The 14,860-nt window shown below is 47.3% G+C and carries 14 protein-coding genes; 3 read left to right on the top strand and 11 right to left on the bottom strand.

The genetic code is table 11. The annotated features are described in order from the left end of the window. Positions 1-17: 17 nt before the first annotated feature. A complete protein-coding gene (locus HXZ99_RS02325; RefSeq protein WP_194755653.1) occupies positions 18-1,997 on the bottom strand; it encodes a Lon protease family protein in 1,980 nt (659 codons plus the stop codon). A gap of 98 nt (positions 1,998-2,095) precedes the next feature. Here HXZ99_RS02325 and HXZ99_RS02320 point away from each other — a divergent pair, with 98 nt between their 5' ends. After that, the gene (locus HXZ99_RS02320) at positions 2,096-2,908 is read left to right on the top strand and encodes a MipA/OmpV family protein (protein ID WP_194755652.1); all 813 of its coding nucleotides are present in this window, start codon (positions 2,096-2,098) and stop codon (positions 2,906-2,908) included. Positions 2,909-2,961: 53 nt separating this feature from the next. Here HXZ99_RS02320 and HXZ99_RS02315 read toward each other — a convergent pair whose 3' ends face one another. The 7 genes from HXZ99_RS02315 to HXZ99_RS02285 all read right to left on the bottom strand — a co-directional run bounded on the left by HXZ99_RS02315 (position 2,962) and on the right by HXZ99_RS02285 (position 10,154). Further along, a complete protein-coding gene (locus HXZ99_RS02315) occupies positions 2,962-3,486 on the bottom strand; it encodes a hypothetical protein (RefSeq protein ID WP_194755651.1) in 525 nt (174 codons plus the stop codon). A gap of 140 nt (positions 3,487-3,626) precedes the next feature. Continuing rightward, positions 3,627-4,268 carry a glutathione peroxidase gene (locus tag HXZ99_RS02310; RefSeq protein WP_194755650.1) on the bottom strand — a complete coding sequence of 214 codons (642 nt, stop codon included), beginning with the start codon at positions 4,266-4,268 and terminating at the stop codon, positions 3,627-3,629. 394 nt (positions 4,269-4,662) lie between these two features. Then, positions 4,663-6,102 carry an SEL1-like repeat protein gene (locus tag HXZ99_RS02305; protein ID WP_194755649.1) on the bottom strand — a complete coding sequence of 480 codons (1,440 nt, stop codon included), beginning with the start codon at positions 6,100-6,102 and terminating at the stop codon, positions 4,663-4,665. Positions 6,103-6,146: 44 nt separating this feature from the next. After that, the gene (locus tag HXZ99_RS02300) at positions 6,147-7,499 is read right to left on the bottom strand and encodes an SEL1-like repeat protein (RefSeq protein WP_194755648.1); all 1,353 of its coding nucleotides are present in this window, start codon (positions 7,497-7,499) and stop codon (positions 6,147-6,149) included. A 287-nt stretch (positions 7,500-7,786) separates the two neighbouring features. Beyond that, positions 7,787-8,713, bottom strand: a complete 927-nt coding sequence (locus tag HXZ99_RS12345) for an SPFH domain-containing protein (protein ID WP_194755647.1) — start codon at positions 8,711-8,713, stop codon at positions 7,787-7,789. Positions 8,714-8,775: 62 nt separating this feature from the next. Next, on the bottom strand, positions 8,776-9,243 hold the full coding sequence (locus tag HXZ99_RS02290; protein WP_194755646.1) for an NfeD family protein: 468 nt from the start codon (positions 9,241-9,243) through the stop codon (positions 8,776-8,778). After that, positions 9,240-10,154, bottom strand: coding sequence for a MaoC/PaaZ C-terminal domain-containing protein (locus HXZ99_RS02285; RefSeq protein WP_194755645.1), 915 nt, complete (start codon positions 10,152-10,154; stop codon positions 9,240-9,242). Before HXZ99_RS02285 ends, HXZ99_RS02290 begins: the two co-directional genes overlap by 4 nt. Before the next feature lie 205 nt (positions 10,155-10,359). Here HXZ99_RS02285 and HXZ99_RS02280 point away from each other — a divergent pair, with 205 nt between their 5' ends. Next, positions 10,360-10,950 carry a hypothetical protein gene (locus HXZ99_RS02280; protein WP_194755644.1) on the top strand — a complete coding sequence of 197 codons (591 nt, stop codon included), beginning with the start codon at positions 10,360-10,362 and terminating at the stop codon, positions 10,948-10,950. An 89-nt stretch (positions 10,951-11,039) separates the two neighbouring features. Here HXZ99_RS02280 and HXZ99_RS02275 read toward each other — a convergent pair whose 3' ends face one another. The 3 genes from HXZ99_RS02275 to HXZ99_RS02265 all read right to left on the bottom strand — a co-directional run bounded on the left by HXZ99_RS02275 (position 11,040) and on the right by HXZ99_RS02265 (position 12,976). Next, on the bottom strand, positions 11,040-11,612 hold the full coding sequence (locus tag HXZ99_RS02275) for a fasciclin domain-containing protein (RefSeq protein WP_194755643.1): 573 nt from the start codon (positions 11,610-11,612) through the stop codon (positions 11,040-11,042). A 178-nt stretch (positions 11,613-11,790) separates the two neighbouring features. Then, positions 11,791-12,690 (bottom strand): substrate-binding periplasmic protein, encoded by a 900-nt coding sequence (locus HXZ99_RS02270; RefSeq protein ID WP_194755642.1) that lies wholly within the window; start codon positions 12,688-12,690, stop codon positions 11,791-11,793. A 4-nt stretch (positions 12,691-12,694) separates the two neighbouring features. Then, positions 12,695-12,976 (bottom strand): hypothetical protein, encoded by a 282-nt coding sequence (locus HXZ99_RS02265; protein WP_194755641.1) that lies wholly within the window; start codon positions 12,974-12,976, stop codon positions 12,695-12,697. A 444-nt stretch (positions 12,977-13,420) separates the two neighbouring features. On the opposite strand from HXZ99_RS02265, the gene ccoN reads away from it, so the two are divergent. After that, positions 13,421-14,854 carry a cytochrome-c oxidase, cbb3-type subunit I gene (ccoN, locus tag HXZ99_RS02260; protein ID WP_194755640.1) on the top strand — a complete coding sequence of 478 codons (1,434 nt, stop codon included), beginning with the start codon at positions 13,421-13,423 and terminating at the stop codon, positions 14,852-14,854. Positions 14,855-14,860 lie beyond the last annotated feature (6 nt).

Genomic DNA, 14,860 nt, shown 5'->3' with positions numbered 1-14,860 from the left:
ATCTTTCGCGCTCTCAGCTAAGCGGATCGGCCGAACCAGCGCTTCCAAAACGAAGGACGAGCAGGGTGCTGTTGTGCAAGCGCATCTTGAAGGCGGTGATGCACACGGCCAAAGAGCGTTTCATTGTCGTCACTGAGTGGTTCACCACAGGCGGTGCCCATTAAGAGCTCAAATGCTTCAGTGGCATGATTCACCGCGTAAATAGCAAATTGCCCAGCAGCCACGGCGTCGACGACGTCTTGGCGTAAATGTAAATTAATCATATTTGACTTAGGTACAATGACACCATGATGCCTGCTTAACCCGCGTAACTTACAAATCTCAAAATAACCATGAATTTTCTCATTAATACCGCCAATCGCTTGCACATTTCCAAACTGATCAATGGCGCCGGTTACCGCAATGCTTTGATCGATCGGGGTTTCGCTTAACGCTGACATGAGGCAACATAGTTCAGCCAAGGAAGCTGAGTCACCGTCTACCTCATGGTAAGATTGCTCAAATACCAAGGTGGCGGACAAGGGCATCGGCTCTTGTCGGGCAAACAAATTGGCAAGATAGGCCGTTAAAATCATGATGCCTTTGGTATGGATAGACCCAGATAGCTCCGCTTTGCGTTCGATATCTATAATGTCGCCTTCACCATAATGCACGGTTGCGGTAATTCGCGATGGTTCACCAAATTCAATTCCAGCCATAGAAACAACGGTAAGCCCGTTAATCTGGCCGATTGCTTCACCTTCCGTATCAATAATGATCTGCCGCTCAAGAATCGATTGCCAATTTAACTCGGCAAGGAGACGCTCTCGTTGCTCGGCATCGTTGATGGCTTTTTCAATCATAGGCCCGGTAATGCGTTGCTCGCCCGCTTCTTGGGCAATGGCGTCAGCCTCTTCCAGGACCTGTACTAAGGCGACGGCGTCTAAACTCAACTCATTTTGATGCTCTGCCATCTCCGCGCTAAAGTTTAACAGTGATAAGCGGGCACACGCTGCTAGAGGGACGCAACGTGCGGTGTTCTCGAGATAGCTAAGAAACGCACCGTAAGGCGCGGCACCAAATTGATGCACTGGGTAGAAGCTGCGAAACTCAGCAAAATAGGGGAAAAAGTTGGAAAATTCAGCGTCAATATCACGCAATTGCGAGAACAAGTCTCGGGATCCGACCAAAATTAACTTTATATCGATGGGAATAGGCTCAGGTTCATAGTGCAGGGTGCCATAAGACGATGTTGGCGCTTGCCGCCACTGATACCGGCCGGAGCGGATAACATGTTTCAGTTGCCGCCATAATTCTGGTTGCGTTAATAGCTCATTGGCTTGTATCAGCAAGGTCCCACCATTCGCTTCTAGCAACGCACCCGAGCGTATCAAATGGAGTTCGGTGTTTAACTGGCCTTCAATATTTTGAACACGAATATCTCCAAACAGCGTGGCCGCGGTGACGTGCTCACAAAACACCCAAGGCTGCGGCTCGCTGTGGCTCACAATAATGTTGGACAGGGCGTTGCCAGGGATATCTTCAAAGGCTTTATCTGCTATGCGCTGTAGATAATGTCGATAGCCGGCAGAGTTGTATTTGTCGGCAAGGGAGTCGGTCATTCCTTCCCGCTTGCTGATCTCCGTGTTGAGAAACTCCCACAAATCCAAAAGCGCTTGCTCTGCCGTGCCTGCCGGTAAATTAACACACAGCGGTGCACGCTCATCTTCAGGATTGGCCAGATACACCCAGTCTTGCATTCCCTGGCTCGACCATTGCTGCTCAACACTAAGTTGCTGAATGACATCGTACGGGATAACGCCGGCTGGTAGCGACATGTATACGTGAGAGTAGGGGGAACGCTGCTGCTGTGCCCGTGCAATTGCGGAAACAGCACGTTCTTGGCCGACAAGGGCGTTCGGCTCATGACTTGCATCCATACTCTGTAACCAAGGCTCAGCATCAGATTTTAACTGCTTGGGAGCCAGCAAAAGGTGAGCGGCTTGGTGTCGCGCCATCGATTTATCATTCATGGGGTGATCTAAATTCAATTAACTGAGAATATATACATCATACGTGATTGCCGTTACGCGGTGAAGCGAACTAGGAGATAAGGATGGTCAATACATTACAACCCTTAACGTTTACGTTGTCTCGTGCCAAGGTCCTGTCGGCTGCTTGTCTGAGTGCACTGGTTAGCGTAAACGTGTATGCCGATGAAGTGGAGCCTAGCGGGCCGCCCCTTGGCTGGAGCTTTGGTGCGGCAGTGATTAGCAATGACTTGAGCTACCGGGGAGTCGACTCCGACGTGATTGTCGTTCCCGCTGTCGGATACGAGGGCGAAGACTACTTTATTCGTGGTCTTACCGCAGGGCGCCACCTTTATCGTGACAGAACGCATCAGGTATGGGCGATGATCAATTTGGATCTTTCACGATTTAAACCCTCGGAAAGTAGCGACGCGGCTATGGCGCAGCTTGATGCCCGCGATCGCAGCGCAAATATTGGCATTGGTTATCGCTATTCGCCGAATCGTTGGGTCATGGTGAGCGCTAATGCAAATACGGATATTACCGGGCGTCACAATGGCCAAAGAGCGCAACTGCAATACAGTTTGCCGCTAAACCGTCCCATGCAGGCTTGGCAGATCTCACCGCAAATTGGCGTTAATTATATGAGTAAGGATTATGTCGATTACTACTTTGGGATCAGCGAAACAGAAGCAGGGCGCTCAGGTTTGCCTGCGTATACCGGCAAGCATAGTGTGAATCCATTTATTGGTATCAGCGGGTATCAGTATTTTACCGAGCATCTCAGTTTTGCCGCGGGTTATCAATATGCTCGCACTGCAAGTGGCATTGCCGACAGTCCCATGGCAACTCAACGCAGTTATCGCACTATATTTGCAACGATTTTGTATCGCTGGTAAACAAGAATGACAAAAAAGCCCGCACAAGGCGGGCTTTGATGTCTGTGATAAGCTTAGAATCGGTATTGGACACCGACGCGAAATTCATTACTGACGCTACGGTTATTTAAGCTGTAGCTTCCCGTTACCGCCAAATTATTATCTAACTTGTAAGCTAGACCACTGCGAAAGCGGAAAAAACCATCAAGCGCCGTATCATGTACTAGCTCAAATTTACCATCAAAACGCGGATCAAACGCGTAAGTGATACCCGCACCAAAGTAGACACCATCATCTACAGAGTAATCAGAGTAACCACCTGATACAAACAAGGGAGCATCCCCGAGCGCGGCTTCTGTTAAGTACACACCGCCAACACGGAAAATAGTATCGAAGGTATCGCCAATTTCTGCATTGAGCACGAAACGATCTGCAACATGGGTTGAACCTTCAAGATAAAATCCATTATCGCCGAAATCGTAATAACCACCACCCACGTAATTCCACGGTGATGCGGAAGCAGGAGCAACTGCGCCAAAGGAGAGGGCGCCGGCAGCTGCTGCACACATAAGTACCGATTTAACTGACTTCAATTTCATAGGTTAGGTTCCTTTTTGCTGATAACTACGTCCTGAAATATAGGTAAAATGACTTACCTTTACAAAGGGACGTCCAGTAAAAACAGTGTAAAGCAGTCAGGCTTGCTGTAATAACACACTGATTTTTGGCCAATATTGGCCTAGCTTTTGGAATCCTGGCCGATCATTTCTTTAATTTTTGATTTGAATTCATCATCTTGAGGCGATACTGAACTACGAAATCCCTCAACCCGCGTGCCGTCTGCGTTAATAAGGTATTTATGGAAGTTCCAGCGTGGTGCTTCGCCGGTAACATCAGTTAATGCCTGATGAATCGAATTTGCGGTGTCGCCACGCACATGAGTTGTCGACATCATTGGGAAGTTCACGCCAAAGTTACGAAAACAGACCTCGGCGGTATCAGCTTCGTCTTGATGTTCTTGGCGAAAACTGTCCGAAGGAAAACCGAGAATGACGAAGGGCGAATCTTTATATTCTTGATACAAAGATTCTAAGTCTGCAAATTGCCCAGTAAAACCACATTGACTTGCCGTATTCACAACGAGAACCACACGGTCACGAGTAAGCTCGCATAAGTTATGATAATCGCTGGAGTGCAAGGCGCGCATTTCAGTATCGAAAATGCTCAAACAGCCATTGTCGGAGACAGTGAGTGGCTGGGCAATCTTGTTTGTTTCATCTAATGCTGTCGCTGTCATCGGAAATGTAACAACAATAGCGTACAAACAAACTGCTGCCGTGAGCCGTAACATAACTTCTATCCGTGGTATTAAATTGTTCATCGTGGTCGTGCTCCTGAAGCAGCGTTAAAACATTAAAGGTGTGACTCATGGTATACGAGCGCATCCGTTAGGACGATCAAGCGCGTACGAAATTTGCTATGCACATGGTTAACGTTTTTGGCTTACGTTATAGGTAAAGGCCACATGGCCCTTAGACGACAAAGACTCGCATAGCATAAGAGAGTACCAGCAAGTCTAGCCTATATGTCCCGAATAAGCACTTTAATTCGCATAATGTATATTATGTTAAATTAAGTGTGATGCCAATAGTGCGCTGCCAATATTGAGCTTACATCAGACCTCTTCCCTGCGACGCTAAACAAAGGTTAACGCTAAAGCCAGTAAGCGAAATAGAAGTAAAGGCATTCCTCTATTACAGCAATGCCTCATCTCTTCATGGGTTCGACAACGCCGTGAGTGCTTGAATGGCCATCTCATCTCCGAGCTCCGCGGCCCGGCGCAGATAGTCCATACCTTGGGCTTTGGTTGTCTCATCAGTGCCATGACGGACAAGGAGAATTCCTCTATGGGCCATTACACGCCCATCGCCACGATCAATATAATATTGCGCCCAAGGCGATGTTAGCGGACGGCTCAGTGCAAACGTGAGTTGTTGGAAAGGATCACCATTTGCTGCCGCCTGAACACGCCAATAATTTTGGCTTACCCACTTTGAATGATACAAGGGTTCTTTGAACCGTATCTTTCCTTCCTTAACATCCAACGAAACCACGTAATCACCATCACTAAACCGTCTGCTCCGCATTCGTCTCTGAATATCACTCATAAGCTCCGGTAGTGTCTCGATCATGGCTTGTTGTCCTTCATCGAGATTATCCGTTTCATCTAACCAGTGGCTAAATGTGGTGTCGCGGTTCACTCGTGTAACGATAAAACGAGGGAATGCGTCTGGAACATCGTAACTCAAGCGTGATCTATTTAACGTCGGGTATTCTCTTTGAGCGTTATGGTCCATGTAATAAGGCTCAGGGGGTTGCTCGTTTAATTTCGGATCCAAAATAAACTCATAAGCCATTTGGTGAGTACGAACAGTTCTCTTCATAATCGTTAAGCTCGTTTGCGCGATTTCGTTACCCAATATGGCTGGTGAAAAATAATCGTCGACTAATTGATTAAAGCGCTCAGTGCCTATCTCACTCATACCCGTTGTAAATTCGAAAGAAATCGTTCTCGCATCAGGCCCATCGCTCTCCTCGAAGCGCCAACCGCGCGTTCCTCGTTCCACTGCGGATACGAAAGCTCTGCTGTAAAACCCTTCATAATCGTGTGCCGAGGTTGTGCCGTCAGGATGAATGAGATAACTCATTATAAAGGTAGTGATTTTACCGAATTCACTAGGCGGAAAGCGGATGGAGGGTTCCTTGACCCTCGCTCTGATTGGCCAATCCGTATCAATGTTATATGGCAGTTCAAGAGTGTTTGTTTCGCCATAAAGCACAACACGAACTTCTTGTTTTAAGCCCTCCGCACGTTGATGGGTTTGGGCGACGACGTCGTCATTCACGGACTCCCGCCAAGCATCAAGATATTGTTTTGCTCTATGATCGCCCCACTCGTCGGCAATGAGTAAATAAGCGTACCCTCTTTCAATATCTACACCAACGCCGTCGCCATTGATGTACATAACACCGAGCATTAATGCGGCATGTTTACTTGAGGTTTTAAAACGGTAATCAAAAATGGTGTATGCGCGCTCATAATCTTCGTTTGCATAAGCTTGTAGTCCTTGGCTCATCAGGTGTTCTTTAGCACTTGCTGAGCCAAAGAAAGTAAGACCACTCACTATTGATAAACAAATAAAGGCTTTCTTCATTCCATCCTCCATGACGCATAGGCCAACACTTATAAATATGTTAATTAATTCACATTCATCATCGTTAATGCTTCGATGGCCATGGGCTCGCCCGCCTCGGCTGCTCGCTGCAAATAGTCCAACCCTTGCGCAATGGTGTCGTCATCTTGACCGTAGCGCATTAAGAAGAGTCCGCGATGGGACATCATTAATGTATCCCCTTTTTCGACCAAATAATGAGCCCAAGAAGACGATGCTGGATTCCTCAGTGCGTAACGCAGCTGATGAAAGTAGGAGCCATTGGTCGCAGCTTGCCAGTCCCAATAGCCATGGGTTGATGTCGCAGGCTGGTACTGAGGCTTACGAAACTCAAAAACATTACCTGTCGCGTTATAGGTCACTATGTATTCACCATCGTCGAAGCGACGACTGCGCAAATGCCGGTATATCCGTGGCATGATTTGTTCTACCGTTGTTTGGTAGCTGGCATCTTCATCGTGTTTCGACGCGTCGAGCCAACGGTCAAATACAGAGTCTCTATTTTCGCGGCGCACAACAAACTTCGGCAAATCGTCGGGAATCTCGCCTTGAATGCGGCGCGCGCTGAGATCCCTTTTCTCGTCAAAAGCATCATTATGGATGAAATAAGGTTTAGGGTCTTCGATATTAAGGTCGGAAACGTACACCATTTCCCAGGCATTTGTCCGTCTCGCGTTTTGCATAAAGATTGCCATACTATATTGCGCCTCTTCATCCCCCATGAGGGCACGTGGAAAGCGATCAGTTAAGCGGCGATTAAATTCCCTAACTCCGTCTTTGCTTAAGCCTGAGATAAAGGAAAAAGAAACGCGTGCGGGGCTTGGCAAGGCCTCCTGTTCGTATTTCCAATTTGTGATATCACGCTCAACAGCTGAACGAAAGTCGCGAATAGACCACCCGATATGACGAATGGCTGAAGTTGAGCCCTCTGGTGAAATTAAAAAACTGGTCAGAAACGAGGTGAGCGCGCCAGATCTAAAAACCGGATACGAAACAGATGGCCTTGAAATACGCGTTCGATCATCAGGATTGCGCTCAACATTATAGCGCCAGTCGAGCTCATCCAACGCTTTGTTCGGTGAAATCTCAATCAGTCGCTTGAGTTCATCTGCGCGGCGGCGAACTTGCTCTATCGTTTGATCGTCCGTTTCATTCAACCAGAGCTCTAGCATTTCCGTCGCGCGATGCTCAGAATGATCACTAGCGACCTGTAAATAGGCATAACCCTCAGTTGGGTTAGCAGACACCCCTTCCCCGCGTATATACATATTCGCGAGCATGTAGGCGGCATGCTTACTTCTGGTGCGAAAGCGATATTGAAATATTTCGTAGGCTGTTCGGAAGTCTTCCTGCTCGTATGCTTGCAGCCCTTTACTCATTGGCTGTGCTTGCGCAGTGATGGTTAAACCAAGGCCAAAAAGGCAAAAAAGGCAAAAAAGAGCTACGAATTTTAATGGTAGGTTCATCCTATCCCCCTATTCTTTTCATTTGTCCAAAACAAGGCCAAGAGTTTTCATTGTCGATAAAGATGACAAAAAAGTAAGCCTAAGATACCTATTTATCACATAATTTCAACAAAAAAAGCAGCGGTAATAACCGCTGCTTTTTAAGGTGCGCACCTATTCGGTATGCTTTTTCGACGGGTGCAACCCTTCCAGAGAAACCACTATTTTGAGTGTTTCAATACTTCCGTTAAACCAGCAACAGCACCACCGATATTGCTCAGCTCTGCGGGTAGAATTAAGGTGTTGGTTTCTTTTGCTAAGTTACCAAACTCTTTCACATACTGTTCAGCAACCCGCAAATTCACGGCTTCTTTCCCACCTGGTTCATTAATGGCCATGGCAATTTTACGCAAGCCTTCCGCTGTAGCCGAGGCAATTAGCTCGATTTCCTGAGCGCGACCTTCCGCTTCGTTAATTTGCTTCTGTTTCTCTGCTTCTGAAAGGTTAATCACTTCCTGACGGTTACCTTCAGATACGTTGATCAGCGCCTGACGCTCACCTTCTGATTTAGCAATCGCTGCGCGACGCTCCCGCTCAGCACGCATTTGCTGCTCGAGCGCATCTTTAATCGATGCGGGTAATTCAATATCAGAAATTTCATAACGCAGAACCTTGATACCCCAAGGCGATGCAGCCTCATCGAGCGCGCGGACTACTTCTTCATTAATGGCAGCACGTTCCTCAAAAGTTTTATCGAGGTCGGTTTGTCCAATAACTGAACGCATCGTGGTTTGCGCTAGTTGCGACGCAGCATAACGGTAATCGTTAATGCCATAAGAGGCTTTATAGGCGTCGATTACCTGAATATAAAGCACGCCATTGATACCTACTTGGATGTTATCTTTCGTAACACAGGCTTGGCGCTCAACGTCAATTACTTCTTCTTTTAAGGTGTGAACGTAGGACACTTTATCGATAAAAGGGATCAGAATGTGAAATCCTGAATCGAGAGTGCGGGAGTATTTACCTAAGCGTTCGATGACAAAATTTGATCGTTGCGGGACGATGCGTGCCGTTTTTACGATGGTAATGATAACGGCAATGGCAAAACCTATTGATAAAATTGTACCAATGTTAATCTCTTCCACGGAGTTCTCCTCATCATATAGAGCTTAGCGCTCTAAAATTTCATTGTTTTGTTGTTTAAGTGCTATTTAGTTTTAGGTGTAACTTGTGGGCGGTGCGCGCTTACTGTGAGTCGAATGCCTTCATTACGAACAACCCAAGCCACATCGCCTTTCTTTAACGGATCGTCGGAAAGTGCATCCCATGCAACCCCATTGAGTACAACGCGCCCTGCCCCTTGCTCAAAATCTGTTTGAACAGTCACACGTTCGCCTAGATCTTTTTGAAATACAGTGCCATGTTCGCCGTCCTTATCTGCGGTAAAACCGGAGAACCAGCGTTTGAACTTGCCACGTGCGGTAACAAGCAAGGTGATACTCACAATACCAAACAAGGTGTATTGTGCGGTTGTTGTCTCTATCAGACCTATATGTAATGCAAGCCCGGTAATAATAGCCGCCAGCCCCAAAAACACGGCAATAATACTGGTCGCAAGCAGTTCGGTAATAATCAGAACTACCCCTATTAAAATCCACCACATGGCTGTTGTCATGATTTTTCCTTCTCAACGTTAAGAACAAAGGTTCCATCTAAGTATGCGCGCTGAGCAAGCGCGTCTGTGACCATCAGGTCACCGCCATTACTGTTCAAGCGGTAATGAAATGCAGCTTCCGCAGGCAAAATTAAAGGCCGACGAAACGCGATATCCATGGTGCTAACTTCCGCACCTAATTGCCGTTCTAATTCGGCTTGGGCATAGGCCACTGAATACATGCCATGGATAATGGGTCGCTCAAAGCCGAACCAACGGGATAACCAAGGATGTAGATGAATCGGATTATAATCACCGCTCAAATTGGCGTAAGAGCGCCCGAGTTCGCTGCTCATTTGCCATAGTGCGGTATGTTTGTAATCAGACAGATCTGGCGCAGGTAAGGTGCGCTTGCGACCGCGAGGTGGTGGCTCGCCTGCACCAACCTGATAGGTGCTTAGGCATTGGGCACGCAATACATCCTCTTGATAGAAATTCACTTCATATATAGGACGGACACGCTTGCGGGTTGCCGCGCGTTCTGGCATTTGAATCCGAACCTGTAATTGGAACGGCACGTCCTTCAGAATTGGCGCACATAACGTCATTTTATTGGCAACGTGGACCATCCCCAAAATTGGCCACGGGAAACGCTCATCGAGCATCGCGGCAAGGTGAGCGCGTTGTGCGATTAAATACAAATAGGTTAGCGGAATGTCGCTCTTAAAGCCTTGAAATGCATTGTGATAACGGGCTAAGTGCTCATTCTCTATAGCGTCGACTGCGAAATGAAAATCGATATCTTCCGGCTCTGATTCTGGACCTCGACGGCGAATCATGGTTGGGACCGCCTTCAACAACATCATAGGAAGGCCAGGCAGCGCATGTCGTGCTGTACCACGCGCAGTGGCGGACTCATGTAACGTCGACATAAACCAGACTCCATTCAAACCCAATAAAACGCTCCTAGAATAGCAAACTTGCATTACCGGGGTGTAATTATTTTGTTAGCAATTGTATCTGTTAGTGAACAACCCTGCGCGCTATTTTTAGTGTAACGGCGTACGATTTGAGAGCAACGCGGAAATCTCGTATGCTGTTTCACAGAAATAAAACCAATAATCAAGGATTCTCTTTATGCTCAGCGTGCTAAGTACCACCCTCAGTGCTGCTCTATTGACGTCAGCCGCCACCGTGTCCATCCCATCTCACGATGCATTTTTTGATAACATTCGCCAATATTGCGGACAAGCGTTTGAAGGCCGTGTGGTCGAAGACAACTTTACTGGTGTTGAGAACTTTAAAGAAAACCGGTTGGTTATGCATGTTCGCAAATGCTCGGAAAATGAACTGCAGATCCCGTTTCACATTGGCGATAATCACTCGCGTACATGGATTCTAACCAAAACCGGTTCAGGCATTAGCTTGAAGCACGATCATCGAAACCCGGATGGTAGCGATGATGATGGAACTATGTATGGTGGGCATACAGTTGACGCAGGGTGGGAATTTGCCCAGTCATTTCCCGTCGATCAGTATTCAAAGGAAGATTTTATTCGCCGTAAGATTCCCCAAAGCATCTGGAATACCTGGCATATGTATATCTACCCGGACGATTTCTTCAGCTATCGCTTAACCCGCGAGGGACGTGAACTGCGCGTTGATTTTGACCTGACTAACCCAGTCGACCTACCCCCTACGCCTTGGGGTTACGAAGACACCGAGTAATTCGAACGCTTGTCAAAAAACAGAAAGCCGGCATCAGTGAACTGAGCCGGCTTTTTCGTACTTTACGCTTGTGCTAAGCCGGAGCAATCTTAATAACTAGATGCAGTCCGCTCGGTTGGCATAAGGACAGTGTCAATGACATGAATAACGCCATTGTCCGCTTCAATATCGGCGGTAACCACGCGGGCATTGCCGTTAATTCGGACACCATACCCTGTTGCATCAATTGCTAACGACTGACCTTGCAACGTATCTGCATAGAGCGATTGATCGGCAATGTCGTCACTAGAAACAGCGCCTGACACCACGTGATAGGTTAAAATAGAGGCTAACTGCTCACGGTTTTCAGGTTGTAGCAGCGAGTCTAAAGTCCCCTCTGGAAGTGCCGCAAATGCCTCATCCGTCGGTGCAAATACGGTAAAGGGACCATCACCACCCAAAATCTCTGCTAAATCAGCTGCTTCAAGTGCTGCAACCAGCGTGCTGAACTGGCTATTTTCCGATGCAATATCGACAATTGAGCCTTTCTTGTCACTGTAACTAGAATAATCGCTCTTATCCTTATCTTTGTCGCCGCCATGATTATGGGCGAGGGTTGCACCACTGAGTGCAAATAAAGAAACAAACGCGGTAGTCAGTACATTGCGAGTAAACTTATTCATGTATCTTTCCTCCAGTTTCTTTTCATCCACCGCGCACAATGACATTTTAGTGCACGGGATAGGCAGCGCGTATTAACGCTGCTCAGTCATGGAGGTATACGCAGGAAACATCAGAAATGGACGGGCCTAGCGTCCATTTCTACCCTAAGTAATTGCTTTAGCGCAAAAAGAAGTTGCCTTATAACGAGGACCCATTGGCTTGTTGCCGGGCATTTTCTAGGGTTTCTGTGAGTGCTTCACCCAGGTGTTCCACCATAATGTCGCGATATCTTGGTGTGTTCCGATATCCGCCATCAGCGGCAAAGAAGGCTGTCATTAAGGTAGCCCAATCATTGCTGTGTGGCATGATAATGCCAAAGGTTTCGCCGTGTTCATCGGCTAACGGATGATGACGTAGGGGCGCGCCCTGCTCCACCGCGCGCCAATAATTATACGCATCAATATAGCTGTACATATTCTCATTACTTACTGCATCAATTATTTGCGGATTGCTTTCAGCAGGATGAATTGAAGCGCCTGGTTGGAAACGATCACGGATATCCACAATACGCTCTTCATGCAAGGTGCCGCTAAACGCCATAGGTTCCAGCCCCGCAAACACTTCCGGGAACGCCATCCAATCGGTGAGCTCTGGAACATCTTCGTGGGTGACAAGCACGGCGACATTATTAAGATACGCTGGCGAGAACTGAAGTTCTTGCCGACGTCTATCTGTGATAGTGACATTGCCAAGACCAAATACTCCACCATGTGCATCGACGATGCGTTGATAGAATCGTTGCCAGTTGTCTTCCTCAACGAATGTTAATTCAACTCGTACAGCATGATAACGCTCAAACCAAGCGACAAAGTCGCGCATAATTTCAACGCTAACGCCGGTGAGTTCCCCGGTTTCATCGGTGTAAGCAAACCCATCCGCTGCCACATACAAAACACGTAGTTCAGCCATTCCCGCTTCTCGCGCTTGCGCCCGAGTGGTCCCCTGATCCTCAGTAGTGACCACAGTTTGTGCACTGTCTGCGCAGGCGGAAAGCAGTAAGGTGAGCACTAAACATATACTTAATTTCTTCAAATTCATGGGGTTACCTATGGGATTGAAATGTCAGGTGAAGCCAAATCCTATCACTTTCCGACGGTGGATTCACTTCACTGTGTGTGAATTGTATCCGTAATGCCCATACCATCTGAGGATCGGTACAGGCACCCAGATAAACATCTGCTTGTTGATAGTCCGACCCTTCAGGCTGTGACCAGAACACCGGTATTCTGCCCATGTACATGCTCTCACCAACAATCTCACTAGCCACGATGGCCACATTTTCAGGTAGCTTTAAGTACAAAGTGACTGGTGTTTCAAAGGGCATATAAGGGTTGCTTGAGCGAATATAAACAAAGCTATCTTCATCTAAATTCGCTAACGAGTAGCGGCAATGGTCTATATTTTCGTCAGTTACCGAACAAAAAGACGCTGCCAAGGCCGTTTGACGGTTTTCTGTACAGGCAGAAACCGAGAGCAGCGAAAGAAACGTAATAAGCAGCAGAAAAAGTCGAAAATTTTGCCTATGCTTAGTTTTTGAACAAGCGGTAAATAACATTTGTTAACGCCCAATTTTAATACGCTACATTATCGTTACAGAATCGATATTTGTTTGATCTCGGTCATAGGAATTGACCGCTAATACTCTGTATTTTCGGCCCTAAAACCCGTACAATCCAGCCAGGTTTCGTTCTTTAGGAGTACGCCACTTGGGGGATTCTAAGAACGATGTCGTCACCGATGTCCTGCAACTACAGCGGATTTAAAAATAATGAGTACAACTACCAATCAACCTGTTGAGTATAACCTGAAGGTGGTCAAGCAGTTCACCATAATGACCATTATTTGGGGAATTATCGGTATGGCTGTGGGAGTGTTAATTGCAGCGCAGCTCGTATGGCCTGCGCTTAACTTTGATACCCCTTGGCTTACCTATTCACGACTTCGTCCACTTCACACCAATGCGGTTATCTTCGCATTTGGTACCAGTGCCCTCTTCGCCACCGCTTATTATATCGTTCAGCGAACCTGTCAGGTACGGCTGTTCTCGGATAAGTTGGCCGCCTTCACCTTCTGGGGATGGCAGGCTGTCATTGTTGGCGCAGTGATTACCCTTCCCATGGGTATTACCACCAGTAAAGAATACGCAGAACTGGAATGGCCTATTTCAATTCTAATCGTACTGGTTTGGATTGCCTTTATTATTGTGTTCTTTGGTACCTTAGCGATTCGCCGAACCTCCCACATCTATGTGGCGAACTGGTTCTATGGTGCGTTTATTATCGCTGTTGCCATGCTGCACATTGGTAATAACTTGGCAATTCCAGTGTCGTTTACCAAGTCTTACTCAATTTATGCAGGTGCCGTAGATGCCATGATGCAGTGGTGGTACGGTCATAATGCTGTAGGCTTCCTGCTTACCGCAGGCTTCTTGGGGATGATGTACTACTTTGTTCCGAAACAAGCGGAACGACCGGTTTATTCGTATCGCCTCTCAATTGTGCATTTTTGGGCGTTAATTACGATCTACATTTGGGCTGGTCCTCACCACTTGCATTGGACCGCTTTGCCAGACTGGGCGCAGAATGTGGGCATGGTGATGTCGGTGATTCTGTTCGTTCCCTCTTGGGGTGGCATGATCAATGGTATTATGACCCTCTCTGGGGCGTGGCATAAATTGCGCACCGATCCTATTTTGCGCTTCCTTATCGTGTCACTTTCCTTCTACGGTATGTCGACGTTTGAAGGGCCAATGATGGCCATTAAGTCGGTGAACGCGCTATCTCACTACACTGACTGGACCATTGGACATGTGCACTCAGGTGCACTTGGTTGGGTGGCCATGATTACCATTGGTGCCATCTATCACCTTATTCCGATCTTATTTGACCGGGAGCGCATGTATAGCATCCGCTTAATCAACACCCATTTCTGGTTACACACTATTGGCGTCGTGCTTTATATCGTTGCCATGTGGATCTCCGGTGTGACTCAAGGGTTGATGTGGCGTGCTGTGAACTCAGATGGAACACTCACCTATAGTTTCGTGGAAAGTTTAGAAGCGTCGTATCCGTTCTACTTCGTCCGCTTTGTCGGTGGTGTCTTTGTCGTAGCCGGTATGTTGGTCATGGCGTACAACGTCTGGAAGACCATTCGCAGTGAACAGGTTCGTGCGAGCGAACCCCTAGTCACGCAGCCGGCGTAAGGAGAC

It is taken from the genome of Aliidiomarina indica (assembly GCF_015354615.1).
In the GTDB taxonomy this organism is placed as follows: domain Bacteria; phylum Pseudomonadota; class Gammaproteobacteria; order Enterobacterales; family Alteromonadaceae; genus Aliidiomarina; species Aliidiomarina indica.
Note: the sequence above shows the minus strand (reverse complement) of the source record. Positions and strands in the feature narration are given on the sequence as shown.

Coding starts and splice junctions, on each gene's coding strand:
- HXZ99_RS02325 (WP_194755653.1), bottom strand. CDS start 1,997: ATGGCGCGACACCAAGCCGCTCACCTTTTGCTGGCTCCCAAGCAGTTA.
- HXZ99_RS02320 (WP_194755652.1), top strand. CDS start 2,096: ATGGTCAATACATTACAACCCTTAACGTTTACGTTGTCTCGTGCCAAG.
- HXZ99_RS02315 (WP_194755651.1), bottom strand. CDS start 3,486: ATGAAATTGAAGTCAGTTAAATCGGTACTTATGTGTGCAGCAGCTGCC.
- HXZ99_RS02310 (WP_194755650.1), bottom strand. CDS start 4,268: ATGAACAATTTAATACCACGGATAGAAGTTATGTTACGGCTCACGGCA.
- HXZ99_RS02305 (WP_194755649.1), bottom strand. CDS start 6,102: ATGAAGAAAGCCTTTATTTGTTTATCAATAGTGAGTGGTCTTACTTTC.
- HXZ99_RS02300 (WP_194755648.1), bottom strand. CDS start 7,499: ATGAGTAAAGGGCTGCAAGCATACGAGCAGGAAGACTTCCGAACAGCC.
- HXZ99_RS02290 (WP_194755646.1), bottom strand. CDS start 9,243: ATGACAACAGCCATGTGGTGGATTTTAATAGGGGTAGTTCTGATTATT.
- HXZ99_RS02285 (WP_194755645.1), bottom strand. CDS start 10,154: ATGTCGACGTTACATGAGTCCGCCACTGCGCGTGGTACAGCACGACAT.
- HXZ99_RS02280 (WP_194755644.1), top strand. CDS start 10,360: ATGCTCAGCGTGCTAAGTACCACCCTCAGTGCTGCTCTATTGACGTCA.
- HXZ99_RS02275 (WP_194755643.1), bottom strand. CDS start 11,612: ATGAATAAGTTTACTCGCAATGTACTGACTACCGCGTTTGTTTCTTTA.
- HXZ99_RS02270 (WP_194755642.1), bottom strand. CDS start 12,690: ATGAATTTGAAGAAATTAAGTATATGTTTAGTGCTCACCTTACTGCTT.
- HXZ99_RS02265 (WP_194755641.1), bottom strand. CDS start 12,976: ATGCCCTTTGAAACACCAGTCACTTTGTACTTAAAGCTACCTGAAAAT.
- ccoN (WP_194755640.1), top strand. CDS start 13,421: ATGAGTACAACTACCAATCAACCTGTTGAGTATAACCTGAAGGTGGTC.